The sequence below is a fragment of the Amycolatopsis silviterrae genome, from assembly GCF_042684085.1.
Lineage (GTDB): Bacteria > Actinomycetota > Actinomycetes > Mycobacteriales > Pseudonocardiaceae > Amycolatopsis > Amycolatopsis silviterrae.
This window is the reverse complement of the sequence record NZ_JBHUKS010000008.1, coordinates 337599-353040: the sequence shown is the minus strand read 5'-3', so window position 1 is coordinate 353040 and position 15442 is coordinate 337599. Positions and strand designations below refer to the sequence as shown.

Annotated in this window: 14 protein-coding genes and 1 other RNA gene; 4 read left to right on the top strand and 11 right to left on the bottom strand. The window is 70.3% G+C overall.

What is annotated here, in order from left to right; all coding sequences use genetic code 11:
- Positions 1 to 4: 4 nt before the first annotated feature.
- Both ACFSVL_RS13655 and ACFSVL_RS13650 read right to left on the bottom strand, forming a co-directional pair.
- On the bottom strand, positions 5 to 1300 hold the full coding sequence (locus tag ACFSVL_RS13655; protein ID WP_378303990.1) for a hypothetical protein: 1296 nt from the start codon (positions 1298 to 1300) through the stop codon (positions 5 to 7).
- Positions 1297 to 2316: a glycosyltransferase family 2 protein gene (locus ACFSVL_RS13650; RefSeq protein ID WP_378303988.1), complete on the bottom strand. Its 1020-nt coding sequence runs from the start codon at positions 2314 to 2316 to the stop codon at positions 1297 to 1299. Before ACFSVL_RS13650 ends, ACFSVL_RS13655 begins: the two co-directional genes overlap by 4 nt.
- Before the next feature lie 86 nt (positions 2317 to 2402).
- Between ACFSVL_RS13650 and ACFSVL_RS13645 the strand changes: the two genes are divergently transcribed.
- A complete protein-coding gene (locus ACFSVL_RS13645) occupies positions 2403 to 3500 on the top strand; it encodes a UDP-N-acetylglucosamine 2-epimerase (protein WP_378303986.1) in 1098 nt (365 codons plus the stop codon).
- Positions 3501 to 3551: 51 nt separating this feature from the next.
- Here ACFSVL_RS13645 and recR read toward each other — a convergent pair whose 3' ends face one another.
- The gene (gene recR / locus ACFSVL_RS13640; protein ID WP_037808499.1) at positions 3552 to 4148 is read right to left on the bottom strand and encodes a recombination mediator RecR; all 597 of its coding nucleotides are present in this window, start codon (positions 4146 to 4148) and stop codon (positions 3552 to 3554) included.
- A 3-nt stretch (positions 4149 to 4151) separates the two neighbouring features.
- Positions 4152 to 4505, bottom strand: a complete 354-nt coding sequence (locus ACFSVL_RS13635; RefSeq protein ID WP_378303984.1) for a YbaB/EbfC family nucleoid-associated protein — start codon at positions 4503 to 4505, stop codon at positions 4152 to 4154.
- Positions 4506 to 4608: 103 nt separating this feature from the next.
- Between ACFSVL_RS13635 and ACFSVL_RS13630 the strand changes: the two genes are divergently transcribed.
- A complete protein-coding gene (locus ACFSVL_RS13630; RefSeq protein ID WP_378303982.1) occupies positions 4609 to 5469 on the top strand; it encodes an N-acetylmuramoyl-L-alanine amidase in 861 nt (286 codons plus the stop codon).
- A gap of 212 nt (positions 5470 to 5681) precedes the next feature.
- Here ACFSVL_RS13630 and ACFSVL_RS13625 read toward each other — a convergent pair whose 3' ends face one another.
- Positions 5682 to 7721: a DNA polymerase III subunit gamma and tau gene (locus tag ACFSVL_RS13625; protein WP_378303980.1), complete on the bottom strand. Its 2040-nt coding sequence runs from the start codon at positions 7719 to 7721 to the stop codon at positions 5682 to 5684.
- Positions 7722 to 7745: 24 nt separating this feature from the next.
- Here ACFSVL_RS13625 and ACFSVL_RS13620 point away from each other — a divergent pair, with 24 nt between their 5' ends.
- Positions 7746 to 8618, top strand: coding sequence for a spermidine synthase (locus ACFSVL_RS13620; RefSeq protein WP_449224375.1), 873 nt, complete (start codon positions 7746 to 7748; stop codon positions 8616 to 8618).
- Between the two features lie 10 nt (positions 8619 to 8628).
- Here the strand turns inward: ACFSVL_RS13620 and ffs are convergent.
- From ffs to ACFSVL_RS13600, 4 genes are all read right to left on the bottom strand, one after another.
- Positions 8629 to 8728: signal recognition particle sRNA small type (ffs, locus tag ACFSVL_RS13615), an RNA gene on the bottom strand.
- 5 nt (positions 8729 to 8733) lie between these two features.
- The gene (locus ACFSVL_RS13610) at positions 8734 to 9228 is read right to left on the bottom strand and encodes a GTP-binding protein (RefSeq protein WP_378303978.1); all 495 of its coding nucleotides are present in this window, start codon (positions 9226 to 9228) and stop codon (positions 8734 to 8736) included.
- Between the two features lie 4 nt (positions 9229 to 9232).
- Positions 9233 to 9652: a roadblock/LC7 domain-containing protein gene (locus ACFSVL_RS13605; protein WP_378303976.1), complete on the bottom strand. Its 420-nt coding sequence runs from the start codon at positions 9650 to 9652 to the stop codon at positions 9233 to 9235.
- The gene (locus ACFSVL_RS13600) at positions 9649 to 11976 is read right to left on the bottom strand and encodes a sensor histidine kinase (protein WP_378303974.1); all 2328 of its coding nucleotides are present in this window, start codon (positions 11974 to 11976) and stop codon (positions 9649 to 9651) included. The genes ACFSVL_RS13605 and ACFSVL_RS13600 overlap by 4 nt, the downstream gene beginning before the upstream one ends.
- A 261-nt stretch (positions 11977 to 12237) precedes the next feature.
- Here ACFSVL_RS13600 and ACFSVL_RS13595 point away from each other — a divergent pair, with 261 nt between their 5' ends.
- A complete protein-coding gene (locus ACFSVL_RS13595) occupies positions 12238 to 13143 on the top strand; it encodes a serine/threonine dehydratase (RefSeq protein ID WP_378303972.1) in 906 nt (301 codons plus the stop codon).
- Between the two features lie 10 nt (positions 13144 to 13153).
- Here ACFSVL_RS13595 and ACFSVL_RS13590 read toward each other — a convergent pair whose 3' ends face one another.
- Positions 13154 to 14617: a sensor histidine kinase gene (locus ACFSVL_RS13590; RefSeq protein ID WP_378303970.1), complete on the bottom strand. Its 1464-nt coding sequence runs from the start codon at positions 14615 to 14617 to the stop codon at positions 13154 to 13156.
- On the bottom strand, positions 14592 to 15329 hold the full coding sequence (locus ACFSVL_RS13585; protein WP_378303968.1) for a response regulator transcription factor: 738 nt from the start codon (positions 15327 to 15329) through the stop codon (positions 14592 to 14594). The genes ACFSVL_RS13590 and ACFSVL_RS13585 overlap by 26 nt, the downstream gene beginning before the upstream one ends.
- Positions 15330 to 15442: the final 113 nt, after the last annotated feature.

Sequence of the window (15442 nt, the reverse complement as noted above, 5' to 3'; positions counted from 1 at the left end):
GGCGCTATGCCGACGTTTCACGGGACTCGCCCGCGGACGAATTAGCGAGAACGAATGTGAGCACGACCGCGAGGCCGGTCATTGGCGCGGCGGCGAGTGCGATCACCGCGCGCAGCACGGTGTCGCCCGGCACGGCCAGCAGCAGCACCGACGCAGTGGCCGCGACCACTGCCCAGGTGATCAACACGCGCCTGGCATGGGCGCGCGCAACGAGCACGGCGGTGAGCAACTGCATCGGCACCAGCAGCACCGAGGACCACACGAGCCCGGCCACCGCCCAGCCGTCCACCTGGTAGCCGGGGCCGTTGACGAACCGCACCGCCCACGGGCCGATCAGCGTGCCGACCAGCGCGCCGAGGGCGGCCAGCGCGAGCGAGGCGAACGTGCCGAGCAGCAGCACGCGACGCAACCGGTGCCGTCCGGCCTCGCTGGTGGAAAGCCGTACGACGAACGGCACCGCAAGCGATTGCACCGGCCCGATCAGGGTCAGCGGCAACCTCGCGATGACCAGCGCGGCGAAGACCGCACCGAGCCGTTCGCGGTCGCCGCCCGGCGCGAGCAGGCCGACCAGCGCGGGATAACCGGTGATGACGCTCGCGGTGAGCGCGGCACCGAGCAGCAGCATCAGCATCCGGCGGACGGTCACCGCCCAGCCGTCGCCGTCGGCGCGGACGTCGAGCAGCCGCCAGCCCTGGCGCACGAACAGCAGCCAGGCGAACGAACCCGCCGCCACCGCCAGCGCGAGCGGGACCAGCTGGTAGGCCGTCGCGACGACCAGCAACCCCAGCACCAGCGCGCGGACCGCCGGTTCGGCGACCACGAGCCAGGCGAAATGTTTCACCTGATGTTGCCCGATCAGCAACCCGCGAATGCCGAACTGACAGGCGAACGCGACGCCGCCGGCCAGCACGATCAGGGCGAGTTCCCAGGTGCCGTGGAAAAGCCGGTCGTTGATCGGCGGGACGAGCAGCGCGAGCCCGAACGCGGCGGCGACCGCGGCGGCGGTGGCGACGGCACGAAGCGCGCCCCGCCCGGCCAGTCCACCGGTGAGCGCGGCCACCGCGGACTGCCGGGAAAGTTCTTGCTCCAGCGGGGAAAGCGCGCTGCCGAGGCCCATCAGGAGGCCCCAGAAGGTGACGAAAGTGGCGTACTGGTCCGGCGGCAGAAGCCGCGCGCAGGCGACGGTGAGGACGTACCCGAGGATGATCGACGCGATCAGCGAGCCGCCGAGTTTTCCCGCGGTGCGGTGGGTGTCGCGGACGACGCCGTTGGCCGTCTCTTCGGTGCCGGTCACCGTCATCGGCGCCGCAGCCGTGCGCGCAGCGCGAGATACAGCCCGCGCAGCACCCCCGAGCCGAAGCCGGCCGCGAAAACCGGCAGCAGGGTGCTGACCGCACGCGCCTCAGCGTTGGTGGCCCCGCACTTCTTCACCACCGCGGCGGCCGCGACACTTCCGGCCACCCCGAGCGCGGCGGTCGTCTTCGGCTTTTTCACCGCCAGTCCCAGGCCGACCGCGCCTACTGCGAGCGAGCCAAACAACGCGTTTCTCGCTGGACCGGGTGAACTTAGGTAAGAATCGACATAGGTAGTGCCGCGAAAAAATGACTGTGCGTAGAACTTTTTGAACGAATCGCGCCCGTGATAGATCGCGGAGAACTGCGGGGCCAGAAAAATGCGCGAACGTTCGGCGATCCAGCGCAGCATGCGGGTGTCGTCGCTGGCGAGCCGGACGTCGTCGAACAGCGACTCGAACGCGGCGGCCGAACCTTCCAGCAGGTCGCGGCGTGCGCAGAAGAACGTGGTGCCCTTGGGGTAGACGTCGAACTCTTCGATGCCGAACGACGTCAGCTTCGGGTCCTGGAAGTACCGCCGCCAGCCGACGGTGACCAGGCCGGCCATGAAGCCCGCGTAAGGATTGCGCTCGGAGGCGACGTGGATGTGGCCGTTCCAGACCGCGCGCTCCGGGTGCTCGGTGAGCTGCTCGCGCAGGAAGGAGAGGCTGCCTGGATCGACGATCACCCGGCTGTCCAGCAGCATCAGCCAGTCGCCGGACGCCTTCGCCATCCCGGCGCGGCGGGCCTCGAACCGGCCGCCGTTGGGCTGGGTCAGCACAGTGATCCCGTACTTCTCGCGCAGCCCGGCGAGCCGCCGCGGCGTGCCGTCGGTGCTCCCGTCGTCCACGACGAGCACCTCGACCGGCCACCGCGCCGCCTCCGCGGAGGCGATCAGCGCGCCCACGCTGCGGTCGATCCAGTCCTGTTCGTTGTAGACCGGAATCACGACGCTGAGCGACGGGAGGAGCGGGTTCGCACTCACGCGGCGAGGCTACCCTGTACTTGCCGGGCCGGGATGCCCAGTATCCTGGCCGCCGTCGTTGACCTTACGGTGATTGGGCTTCCACGGTGATTTCCTTCATTGTCGGCACCACCGCGGAACTGATCAAGATCGCGCCGGTCTTCCACCGGATCGCCGAGCGCGGCGCGACGCCGAAGCTCTGGTTCACCGCACAGCACGTGGACGAGGTAGCCGACGTGCTCGCCGATCTGCGGCTGCCGGAACCGGACGTGTGGTTCGTGCCGCGGGCGCAGGCGCACAACCTCGAATCCCCGGCGCAGGTACCGGGCTGGGCGGCGCAGGTCATGCGCACCGCGTGGAGCCGCCGCGCCGAACTGCGCGCCCGCCTGGCCGAGGACGGCCGCCCGCCGCTGGTGCTGGTGCACGGCGACACGTTCACCACGCCGTACGGGGCGTTGATCGGCAAGAAGATCCTGAAGGCCCGCGTCGGGCACATCGAGGCGGGCACGCGGTCGGGCAGCATTCTGTCGCCGCTGCCGGAGGAACTGAACCGGAAGATCGCCGGAAAGCTCGTGGACATCCACTTCTCGCCGAGCGACCGCGAGGTGCACAACCTCCGCAACGCGCGCGGTGTCGTGGTGAACACGGAGGCGAACACCGCGATCGACTCGATGCGCCAGGTCATCGACCAGCCGCTGGACGTGCCGGGCCTGCCGGAGAAGTTCGGACTGGCGACGCTGCACCGGTTCGAATTGGTGTCGCGCGCGGACAAGTACCGTGAGGTGCTGGAAATCCTGCGCGAGCAGAGCCGCGAGATGCCGATCCTGTACCTGGCCGGTGCCCCCGAGCGGGAGAAGATCCGCGCGCTGGGCCTGGACAATCTGTTCGACGACAAGTTCATCGCGCAGCCGAAGATGCGGTACCTGAAGTTCCTGCCGCTGGTCGCGCGCGCCGAGTACGTGGTCACGGATTCCGGCGGGCTGCAGGAGGAATGCGGCTACCTCGGCCTGCCGTGCGCGGTCCACCGTGCCCGCACGGAGCGGCACGTGGGGATCGGCGAGAACGTCATGCTGACCGAGATGCGCGGCGACCTGCTGCGGGAATTCCTTGCCACGTACCAAAATCGGCGCGGGGAGTCGTGGATGGACAAGTACCATCCGTCGGACATCGTGGTGAATTCGTTGGCGCAGCTGGGCTACTGCTGAGCCTCGTGAGTGTTTATCCCGGTTCTAACCGGGATAAACACTCACGAGCTTTTACAACGCTCGCCGCCCAGACAACGCGCGCCCCAGGGTCAACTCGTCCGCGAACTCCAGATCCCCGCCCATCGGCAGCCCAGACGCCAGCCGCGTCACCGACAGCCCCGGGAAATCGCGCAGCATCCGCACCAGGTACGTCGCGGTCGCCTCGCCCTCAGTATTCGGATCCGTCGCGATGATGATCTCGCGGACGTCCGCCTCGCCGATGCGCTTCAACAGCTCCCGCATCCGCAACTGCTCCGGCCCGATCCCGGACAGCGGGTCCAGCGCGCCGCCCAGTACGTGGTAGCGGCCCTTGAACTCGCGGGTCCGCTCGACCGCCAGCACGTCCTTCGGCTCCTCGACCACGCAGATGACCGTGAGGTCACGACGTTCGTCGCGGCAGATCCGGCACGTTTCCTGTTCCGAGACGTTGCCGCAGATCTCGCAGAACTGCACGCCCTCCTTGACCTTGCCCAGCACGTCCTGCAGCCGCGCGATGTCCGCGGGGTCGGCGGCCAGCAGGTGGAACGCGATGCGCTGGGCACTCTTCGGACCGACGCCGGGCAACCGGCCCAGTTCGTCGATCAGGTCCTGGACGACACCCTCGTACAAGTGTCAGCCGCCGAAGCCGAGGCTGCCGAGGTCGGGCATGCCGCCGCCGAGGCCGCCCGCCAGCGGGCCCAGCTTCTGCTCGGTGAGCTTCTGCGCGCTCGCCGACGCGTCGCGGACCGCGGCGACCACCAGGTCGGCCAGGGTTTCGACGTCGTCCGGGTCGACCACCTTCGGGTCGATGACGAGGCCCTTCAGCTGGCTGTCGCCGGACACCGTCGCGGTGACCAGCCCGCCGCCCGCGGTGCCGGTGACCTCGGTGTTGGCGAGTTCTTCCTGGGCCTCCACCAGCTTCTGCTGCATCTGCTGGGCCTGCTGCATGATCTGCGACAGGTCGAAGCCGCCGCCGGGTTGCACCATGATCGCACTCGGTCCTTCCGCGTTTGGGTGTTCTCTCCCAGCCTAGCCGCGTACCCGGCGAGTCCGTCCTGGCGGCACGCGTGTGCTGTGGCACCGTGGTCGCGTGCGAGCCAAGACACTCCCGTTGCTGACCGGGATCCTGCTGCTCACAGCGTGTTCCGGCGGCGGAGGAACGCCTCCGTCCCCGGCCGCCGCGCCGACGTCATCGCCGGGCTCAGCGACCCCGGGCCCGACGTCGTCCAGCCCGCCACCGCCGCCGTCCTCCTCTTCCGCGAGCCCGCCGTCGACCTCCGCGGTGCCGCCGGTCGGCTCGGGCAAGGTCGTGGTCCTCGATCCCGGGCACAACGGCGGCAACGCGGCGCACCCTGGCGAGATCAACCGGAAGGTGCCCGCCGGGCGCGGGCAGACGAAGCCGTGCAACACCACCGGCACGTCGACCAACGCCGGGTACCCGGAGCACGCGTTCACCTTCGCGGTCGCCAAGGAGATCGGGAATGCGTTGGCGGCCAAGGGAATCAAGGTCGTCTACACGCGGCAGAACGACTCCGGCGTCGGCCCTTGCGTCGACGAGCGCGCGCGGATCGGCAACGACGCGAACGCCGACGCGGTGGTGTCGATCCACGCCGACGGCTCCACTTCGCCGACCGCGCACGGCTTCCACGTCGCTTACTCGGCGCCGCCGTTGAACGCGGCGCAGGGCGAACCGTCGCTGAAGCTCGCCCGCACGATGCGCGACGGAATCCGCGACGACGGCTTCGCCACCTCCACTTACATCGGTTCGGCGGGCCTTTCGCCACGAAACGACCTGGGCGGGCTCAACCTGTCGACCCGCCCGTCGGTGCTCGTGGAGTGCGGCAACATGCGCAACGCCGACGAGGCCGGGCAGATGTCATCGGCGGCGGGACGGCTGCGCTACGCACAGGCCATCGCTAAGGCGATCGAGGCTTACCTGGCTGGCTCCTGACACCGCGGGCCGCGCGCGGAAGCCCTTACGGCGCAACCTAACGCGACGGGCGAGCTGACCGCGCCTGAAGGTGGTCGTGAGTGGCAATCCCGGTTCTAACCGGGATTAGCACTCACGAGGCCCACTCGCGCGAGGCTTGCTGCGGACGCGAACTGGCCAGGCCTCGTGAGCGTTCGCGCCGGTTAGAACCGGCGCAGCCACTCACGAGGGCCCTAGTCCAGCGGGCGTGCGCCGAGGTGGTCGGACAGCAGCTTGCGCGCGATCTGCTCCGGGTCCTCCTCCGCGGGCGGCGGCGGGGGCGGCGGGACCGGGCTGGAGTCCTCGGAGTAGATGTCGTCGTCCTCGTCCGAGGGTTCGGGCGGGAGCGGGATGTCCGGTTCGCTCGTCGTCACGCGGGGACGGCTCGGTGCTTCCGCGGGCTTCGGCGGGGCCGGCGGAGCAGCGGCGGCCGGAGCCTGCGCGGACGCGGACGGACGCGTGAACGACCGTTCCGGAGCCGGTGCCGCCGCCTGCTGCCGGGGTGCCTGCCGCGCCGGAGCGGCGGCCGCGGCCGCGCCGTGCACGCAGCGGACCTGCCATTCGCCGCCGAGCACCTCGCTCAGCCCGGCCGCGATCTTGCTCGCGTTGCCCTGGTCGCTCAGCCGCCGGGCGAGCGGTTCGGACTTGTGCGTCAGCGTGACCGCCGAACCGTCCACTTCGGCCACCGTGGCCTGCGTGAGCATGGCTTCGAGCGCGCGCCCGCCGGTGAACTTCCGCAACGACGCCAGCAGCTGCGGCCACTTCTCGCGCACCTTGGCCGCGTCGATCCCGCCCGCCGCCGGGGCTTCCTCCGCCGGAGCGACCGGAGCGGCCGGAGCCGGAGCCGGATCAACAGCGGGGGCCGCGGCAGGCGCTTCAGCGGGAGCCGGACGGCTGACCTCCGGACGAGCCGGTGCGGCGGCGGGAGCTTCCTGCGCCGGACGCTGCGAAGGCCGCTGGAACCGAGCCGGAGCCTCCGCCGGACCAGCGGAAGCGGCCGGGGCAGGCGCGGGACCGGCATTGGGCACGGGAGCCGGACCAGGGGCAACAGCGGGACCAGCGGAAGCGGGCGCGCCAGCCGGACGCCGCTCCAGCCGTTCGATCCGCGCCAGCAAGGCTTTCTCCGCCTCGGTGACCGACGGCAGCAGCATCCGCGCGCAGAGCAGTTCGAGCACGAGCCGCGGCGACGTCGCGCCGCGCATCTCCAGAAGTCCACTGTGGACAATGTCGGCGTAGCGGGACAGCGTGGCCGGACCGAGCTTGTCGGCCTGCTCGGTCATCCGCTTCAGCTCGTCGTCCGGTGCGGCGACCAGCCCGCGTTCGCCGGCCTCCGGGACCGCGCGCATCAGCAGCAGGTCGCGGAGCCGGTCGAGCAGGTCGGTGGCGAAGCGGCGCGGGTCGTGCCCGGCATCGGCGAGTTTTTCGACAGTGCCGAACACTTCGGCCGGGTTGTCGTTCGCGAGCCCGTCGACCACCGCGTCGATCAGCGCGGTGTCCGTGACGCCGAGCAGCGACACCGCCCGCGAGTACTGGACACCTTCCGGACCGGCCCCGGCAAGCAGCTGGTCCAGCACCGACTGGGTATCCCGGGCCGAACCGCCGCCAGCGCGGATCACCAGCGGGTACACCGACGCCTCGACCGTCGCGCCCTCGGCGGCGACGTTGCGCTCCAGCAGCTCCCGCATCGAACTCGGCGGGATCAGCCGGAACGGATAGTGGTGCGTACGCGAGCGGATGGTGGTGAGCACCTTGTCCGGCTCGGTGGTGGCGAAGATGAAGATGAGGTGCTCTGGCGGTTCTTCGACGATCTTCAGCAGAGCGTTGAAGCCCTGCGTGGTGACCATGTGCGCCTCGTCGATGATGAACACGCGATAGCGCGATTCGGCGGGCGCGTAGAACGCCTTGTCCCGCAGTTCGCGCGCGTCGTCCACGCCACCGTGGCTGGCCGCGTCGAGTTCGGTGACGTCGACGCTGCCGGGACCTTCCGGCGCGAGCGCGCGGCACGAGTTGCACTCGCCGCACGGATCCGGGGTCGGGCCTTTGGCGCAGTTGAGCGAGCGGGCCATGATCCGCGCGCTCGACGTCTTGCCGCAGCCGCGTGGCCCGGAGAACAGGTACGCGTGGTTGATGCGCCCGGCGGCCAGCGCCGTCCGCAGCGGTTCGGTCACATGCTCCTGGCCGACGACCTCGGCGAAGGTCGCCGGACGGTACTTCCGGTACAGCGCGAGAGCCACGTGCCCGAGACTACAGTGAGCGGGGTGAGCCCCTCCCGTTCCGGTCGCGGCCGTGCGCCGAGCGGCCCGCAGCCGGGCACTTACCCGGTGCGGTTCGGGACCGCGGAGCTGCTGCGGGACGCCGATCGGCCCAACGCGTGGATGCTTTCGGTCGGCGGAGTAGCGCAGTCCTACGTCGATCTGGACGACCCGACGAACCTGGAGTTCGACTACGTGCGCCGGCTCGGCGATCTGGTCGACTTCCTTCCGCCGGGACCGCTCGACGCGCTGCACGTCGGCGGCGCGGGCTGTTCGCTGCCGCGCTATGTCGCCGCGACGCGACCGGGTTCGCGGCAGCTGGTCTTCGACGCCGACGAGCCGCTGATCAACCTGGTGCGCGAACAGCTTGAGCTGCGCAGTGTCCCGAAGCTGCGGGTACGGATCGAGGACGGTCGCGCGGGTGTGCGCAGCAGGCACGACGCGTCGGCGGACCTGATCGTGATCGACGCCTTCGAACGCGCGACGCTGGCCGGCGGCTTGGCGACCGTCGAGTTCGTGACCGACGTGGCCCGCGTGCTGCGGCCGGGCGCGGCGATGCTGGCGAACATCTCCGACGGCCCTGGCCTGCCCTTCGCGCGCCGGTTCCTGGCGACGCTGGCCGAGGTGTTTCCGCACGTCGTCCTGCTGGCCGAACCCGGTGTGCTGCGCGGCCGCCGCTTCGGCAATCTCGTGCTGGCCGCCTCGCGGCTCGAACTGCCGACCGCGGAACTGACCCGGCGCGCGGCGTCGTCGCCTTATCCGGCGCGGGTGGTGCACGGCGCTGAGCTGCGCCAACTGCAGGGCAAGGCCGCACCGGTCTTCGACGCTGAATCGCTGCCCTCGCCGACGCCGCCGGAAGACGTGCTCGGCCTCTTCTAAAAGGGCATAAAAAAAGCGGGTTCCCCCCGTACCCGCCAGAGCCCGCTTATCCTTGCTGCCTTCCGGCCCTGGGGAAGTTCACAGGGTGGACGCCACGGGGGGTCCCCGCAGACGACTATAGCGGACTCGGTTGCCGCGCCTCCGACCCCCGCGCCACCCCGGCTTCGACCAGGTCGAGCACCTCTCGCACGGACGCCGGGTCGCGCGCGTCGAACGGATGCACCGGGACGCCGTCGCGCACGGTCAGCGCCCAGCGCACGTCGTGCAGCGGTCGGGTGAGCAGACCGTCGAAGCAGTTCACCCCGACGACGAACGGCAGCCGCAGCCCTTCGACCGCGTCGAGCACCGGGTAGGCGTCCGCGATCCGGCGCGGGTCGACCACCACGAGCGCGGCGTCCGCGCCCTGGACGAGGTCCGGCCAGCGGAACCAGAACCGGGCCTGCCCGGGCGCGCCGAACAGGTACCGCCGCCGCTCGCCCTCGCCGAGCCTGCCGAAGTCGAGCGCGGCGGTCGTTTCGCCGGCGTCGGTGCGCACCGGCGCGATTTCCGAGACAGCGTGCACCACTGTCGTCTTCCCGGCTCCTGCCGGGCCAAGCACGAGAATCTTCACGAGTTCAGGCGAGCGCGGTGTTCTTCAGCTCCTCGACCAGTGCGGGGGTAAGGACTTCGGACGCGCGGTTGGCGAACATCGCCATCTCGTAGGCGATCGTGCCGAGGCTCGCCTGCTTGTTCGCCAGCACGCCGAGCGAGCAGCCGATGCTGATGGTGCAGACCACGAGGTAGCCGCGTTCCAGTTCGACCACGACCTTGTCCGGATCGCCGAGCGGATGGCTTTCGGACACGCTCTGGGCCAGCGCGAGCATCGCCGAACAGGTGGCCGCGAGCCGGTCGGCGTCCGCGCGGTCCAGGTCCTGCGACGCGGCGATCAACAGCCCGTCCGCCGACACCGCGAGCGCGGCGATCGCGCCTGCGGTGTGCAGAGCGAAGCGGTTGACGAGCCAGTTGAAGTTCTGCGCGGCGGCGGGAACGGTCATGATCCTCCTTGATCGGCCTGCTGGGCGGTGACTTGCTGTGCTTTGGCGACGCCGTCGGAAAAGGCGTCGAAGGTGGCCCGCTCGGCGGCCGGGTCGCGCAACTCGCGGCGCGGCAACGGAGTACGGACGATCTGCGGCAGCTTGAGCCCGGGCGCGAGCTGCGCACCGGGGACGCGGCGGAACACGCCGTCCCGGGATTCCGGTGCGACCACGGTGAACTGATGCGTCGGCGACGGGTCCGCAGTGTCCTCATTGGACTCAGCGGACTCATTGGACTCAGCGGACTCTTCGGGCAGCTCCAGCGTCCCGGTGCGGGAGGCGAACTCGGGTTCGGCCGTCGGCCATTCCGGAGCCTCTTCCGGCTCCGGTTCGGCGGCTTCAGTTTCGGTTTCGAGTTCGGGCGGATCGATGAACCACCGGAACCCGGCGGGCGTCGGCGCGGACAGCGCGGCGATCGCGGGTGCCGGCAGCAGCACCGGTCGCGGGTCCGGCACCTGTCCCGGCTCGAAAAGCCCTGGCCCGCGCCGAAAATCGACGTCGCGGGTGAACAACGCCTGCGGCACCGAAACGCGTGCCGTCACCCCACCGTCCGGAGTGGACTCCAGTTCCACGCGCAGCGAATGCCGCCGCGCGAGCCGTCCGGCCACGGCGAGGCCGAGTTGCTGCCCGGACGCCGCGTCGACCGGTTCGGCGAGACGGCGGTTCTCCTCGGCCAGCCGGTCCGCGGGCAGTCCGATGCCGTGGTCAGCGATGCGCACCAGCAGGTCGCCGGACGGCTGGAACTCCGTCGTGACCTCGACCGGGGACTCCGGCGGCGAGAACGCGGCGGCGTTTTCCAGCAGCTCGGCGAACAGCAGCACCAGGTCGATCCCCAGCGACGGGGCGAGCAGCGCCTCAGCCGGTTCGGCGAGCTTGATCCGGGATTCGTCGTCGATTTCCGCGGCGGCCGAGCGCAGCGCGGTCGCCAGTTCGATCGGGCCGCCGACCCGGGTTTCGTCGCGGTTCCCGGTCACCACAAGCAGATCGTCGGCGGTGCGGCGCAGCCGGAGCGCGGCGTGCTCGACGCGATGCAGCCCGGCGAGCAGCACCGGATCGTCGGCCCCGCGCGCCAGTTCCTCGACCACCGTGCGCTGCCCGGCGACCAGGTTCTGCGTGCGCTTGGCCGCGCCGACCAGCAGCTGCACCCCGGCGCGGCGCGAGTTCGCCTGTCCGGTCACCGCTTCCACCGCCGTGCCGCGGAGCCGGTTGAACGCGGCGGCCAGCTCGGCCAGTTCCCCGCCGGTCCCGGCGTCGAGTTCGGGCAGCAGCGGTTGCGGCGGACCCGATTCCGGCTCGGCGACCTGAACCAATTCAGCAGCGGCGAGGTCGGCGGTCGAGCGGGCTTGGCCGCTCAGCCTGCGCAACGGCCGGGCGACGGATCGCGCGGCCAGTACGGACAACGCGGCAACCAGTCCGAAAAGGACAATCGCGGCGCCGCCGAGGATAAACGCTGTCCGGGTCGCGCTGGACGCTTTCGCGGCGGCGTCGTCGGCGATCGCTCCAGTGAGCCGAGCCTCCACCGCGCCGCGCTGATCGGCGAGCTGAGTACCCGCAGTGACCACATCGGACACAAACTGCCGGTCTTGGCGCGGCGCGGCGGCCAGCCGGTCGAACTGCTGCGCCGTCGCTCCCGACTCGACCGCGGTTACCTGTGCCGCGTCCTGGTTTCCGGCCAGCCGGGCGAACTGTTCCCCGTAGACCGCGGCGCGCTGACCTGCACGATCAACTCCGGTGGCCGCGATCAGCGCGGTCGCCCGGGCCGCTCGCTGCTCGTTCGCGCGCAGCAGCGCGTCGAGCTTTCGGGCCTCGGGACTGTCCGATTTGGCCAGCCCCAGTGCGTCGATCACGTCAGTGGACACGGAATCGTAGCCAGATGCGATATCGACTACGGAAATCTGCCTGGCGATGGCGTTCTGCCGCAGTTTCGACAGTGCGCCGCCTTGGCTGATCAGGCCGCCTGCAGCACTGTCCACGGTCTGCTGCTGCCGGACGAGCGCCGCGTTGGTGGCCGACGGATCAGCGACAAAAGCGGCCGCGAGCAGGCTTTCCCGCTGCAACTGCCCGACCAGCCCGCCCGCTCGCTGCGCCCGGGTCGCGGTGTCCGAAGTGGCCTGCGCCGCCGATACGGCGTTGACCTGGGTAAACCCGAGAGGGACCGCCACCGCCACGACGAGGACCAGCGGAGCTACGACCAGCACGGTCACCCTCGCCTGCACCGTACGGATTCCGAGGCGGTCGAGCAGCCGCGCAGCGGATTCGTGCGACCGGACCAAGCCGTCGCGCATCCACGTCACCTTCCGTTCCCGAGGAGTCCCGACGAGACCGAGGCGTGGAGTGCACCGAACGGGGACACCCGCAGGACGCTACTACTCTCGGTAGTACTCGTCGCGGTACGCACATGGTCGGACACCCCACGTCTGCGCAGAGCTTAGCGAGGCTTGCAAGATCTAGACAATGCCCTCTTGTACCGTGTCGCGCCCTGACACGCTGGGGTTTTCCCGGCGAGCGGCACGCACCGAGGACCTGCGGAGAGGAGAATGACCGTTATGCGCACCGCTCCTGTCGCGGCCGACGTCGCCGCTGCCACGATCCGCCTCAAGCCACACGTCCGGTGGACGCCGCTGTTACGCACTGAAATCGACGGCCGTCCGCTGGCCCTCAAGCTGGAGCAGCTCCAGCGGTCTGGTTCGTTCAAGCTCCGCGGTGCGGTAAACGCCCTGCTCACCGGGCCCGCACCGAAGCGCGTGGTCACCGCGTCGGGCGGCAATCACGGCCTCGGCGTCGCTACCGCCGCGCAAATGCTGGGCATTCCCGCGGTGGTCTATGTGCCGCAGACCGTGCCCGAAGCGAAGGCCGCCGGCATCGAGGCGGCCGGCGCGAAGCTCATCCGGCACGGCACGACGTACGCCGAAGCCGCGGCAGCCGCGCTGGCGGTCGCCGAGGAACCCGGCACCCGCTACCTGCACGCATACGACGACGCCGACGTGATCGCCGGACAAGGAACCGCGACCGCCGAAATCGTGGCCGACGCACCGGACGTCGATGCCATCGCAGTCGCGGTCGGCGGCGGTGGGCTGGCCTCCGGCGCGACGCTGGCCGCGGACGGCCGCCGGGTGTTCGCAGTGGAGCCGGAGAATTGCCAGGCACTGCACGCCGCGCTCGACGCGGGCGAACCGGTGGACGTCACCATCGACTCCATCGCTTCCTCCGCACTCGGCGCGACCCGCGTCGGCGAGCTGGCCTTCGGCATCCTTAACTCGCCGTCCGTCACGTCCGTGCTGGTGTCCGACGACGAAATCCTCGCCGCGCGCGACCTGCTGTGGCGCGACTTCCGGCTCGTCGTCGAACCGGCCGCCGCGGCACCGCTGGCCGCCTGGCTCGCCGGTCGCGTTCCGGCCGAGCTGCCGTGTTTTGTCTTGTGCGGAGCCAACACCTCGGTCACTTTCGCGTGAGGTAAACGCTTCACGACTGCCGGAACGAAACCACGAATTCGGTACGCCCCGGCCGGCTGGCGACATGCACCCGTCCGGAATGCGCGGCCACCACCGCGGCGACAATGGCCAGCCCCAGCCCGGTACTCCCGGCAGCGCGCGAACGCGAATTGTCGCCGCGGGCGAACCGCTCGAACACCTCGGGCAGGACGTCCGGCGGAATTCCCGGCCCATCGTCCACAACGGACAAAGTGGCCCATCCGTCCTGGGCGGACAGCGCGGTCGTCACCGTGGTCCCGGCGGGCGTGTGCGTGCGGGCGTTGCCGAGGAGGTTCAGCACCACCTGGTGCAGCTGCCCGGAATCGCCGAGCACCGTGATCGGTTCGCCGGGAAGTTCCAGCAGCCACTTGTGTTCCGGGCCTGCGACGTGCGAATCGGCGACCGCGTCCGCGACCAGCCGGGACAAATCGACCGGTTCGTGGACCACCGGACGTCCGGAGTCGAGCCGGGCGAGCAGCAGCAAATCCTCCACCAGCGTCGTCATCCGCGCCGATTCGGATTCCACCCGGCTCATCGCGAACGCGATGTCCGGCGGCACCTGTTCGCCGCTGCGCCGGGTCAATTCCGCGTACCCGCGGATCGCGGCGAGCGGCGTGCGCAATTCGTGGCTCGCGTCCGCGACGAACTGGCGCACCCGGCTTTCGCTGGCCTGGCGCGCGGAGAGCGCGTCGGCAATGTGGCCCAGCATCCGGTTGATCGCCGAACCGACCTTGCCGACCTCGGTCCGCGGGTCAGTGTCCACTTCGGGCACTCGCTCGGACAGCGCGACCTCGCCGCGGTCCAGCGGCAGTTCGGACACCCGGGAAGCGGTGGCGGCGAGCCGGTCCAGCGGAGCCATCGTGCGCCGGATCGTGACCGCGCCGGCGAACCCGGCGACGAGAATGCCGCCGAGCGCGACCCCGCCGAAAATGAATCCCAGCCGCCACAACGTTTCCGTGACCCGATTCATCGGCAGCCCGATCACGGTGAACTCGCCGCGCGGTGAATAGGTCGCGACCACGCGGTACTTCCCGAGTTTTCCGGACAGATCGACCGTGCGGCGCTGGCCGTTCGGCGCGAGCGTGAGCAGCACCCGGTCCTGGTCCGGGCTCAGCGGGATGAGGCCGAGCGGGCCGATCACCTGCCCGTTGACGATTCCGTTGTGGACAGTCAGGCTGAGCGTCCCCTCCGGCTGGCCGAGCACGCGCAGCGGATCCGGCGGCAGTTTCCCGGGAGTGATGATGGGCGGGCGCGGCGCCCCGTGCCGGAACCCGCGATCGCTCGCCGCCTCGAGCTGCCCGTCGAGCTGCCCGACGAGAAAGCTGTTCAACGCGAATTCGGTGACCACGCCGACCACCAGGCAGACCAGCGCGAGCAGCGCCGCCAGCTGCACGATCAGCCTGCGGCGCAGGGACCACGGACGGCGGCGCTCAGCCCGCGGCGGGTTTGAGGACATACCCGGCGCCGCGCATGGTGTGGATCATCGGTTCCCGATCGGCGTCGATTTTCTTGCGGAGATAGGAAATGTACAGCTCGACGATATTGGCCTGGCCACCGAAATCGTAGCTCCACACGCGGTCGAGGATCTGCGCCTTCGACAGCACCCGGCGCGGATTGCGCATCAGGTAACGCAGCAGCTCGAATTCGGTCGCGGTGAGCGGCACCAGGTCGCCGCCGCGATGCACCTCGCGGCTGTCCTCGTCCAGGGTCAGGTCGCCGACCACGAGCTGAGACCCGGCCGAACCGGAGACTCCGCCCGCCCGGCGCAGCAGCGCGCGCAACCGCAGCGCCACCTCTTCCAGGCTGAACGGCTTGGTCACGTAATCGTCGCCGCCCGCGGTGAGCCCGGCGATCCGGTCCTCCACCGCGTCTTTCGCGGTCAGGAACAACACCGGCAGATACGGCGTTTCGGCGCGCATCCGGCGCAGCACCTCGAGCCCGTCGAAATCGGGCAGCATCACGTCGAGCACCACCGCGTCCGGACGGAAATCGCGGCCGACGCGCACCGCCTCGGCCCCGGTGCCCGCGCTGCGCACCTCCCAGCCCTCCATCCGCAGGGCCATCGACACGAGTTCGGCCAAGGTCGACTCGTCGTCGACAACCAGCACGCGGACCGGGCTGCCGTCCGCGCGGCGCAATTCGGCCTTGCCCCGGCTCACGCTGCTCATGGTGCCATCTTCGGGGCCGGTCTTCAGGTCGAGCTGTGCCCCGGCTGTGTGTTTCCTGTGCACCTCGCGCACAGGTGTCCCCCACGTCCGGCACAGCCTCCGCACAGCGGTCG

Coding starts and splice junctions, on each gene's coding strand:
- ACFSVL_RS13605 (WP_378303976.1), bottom strand. CDS start 9,652: ATGACCGTTCCCGCCGCCGCGCAGAACTTCAACTGGCTCGTCAACCGC.
- ACFSVL_RS13635 (WP_378303984.1), bottom strand. CDS start 4,505: ATGGTGCAACCCGGCGGCGGCTTCGACCTGTCGCAGATCATGCAGCAG.
- ACFSVL_RS13600 (WP_378303974.1), bottom strand. CDS start 11,976: ATGCGCGACGGCTTGGTCCGGTCGCACGAATCCGCTGCGCGGCTGCTC.
- ACFSVL_RS13655 (WP_378303990.1), bottom strand. CDS start 1,300: ATGACGGTGACCGGCACCGAAGAGACGGCCAACGGCGTCGTCCGCGAC.
- ACFSVL_RS13590 (WP_378303970.1), bottom strand. CDS start 14,617: ATGTCCTCAAACCCGCCGCGGGCTGAGCGCCGCCGTCCGTGGTCCCTG.
- ACFSVL_RS13585 (WP_378303968.1), bottom strand. CDS start 15,329: ATGAGCAGCGTGAGCCGGGGCAAGGCCGAATTGCGCCGCGCGGACGGC.
- ACFSVL_RS13595 (WP_378303972.1), top strand. CDS start 12,238: ATGCGCACCGCTCCTGTCGCGGCCGACGTCGCCGCTGCCACGATCCGC.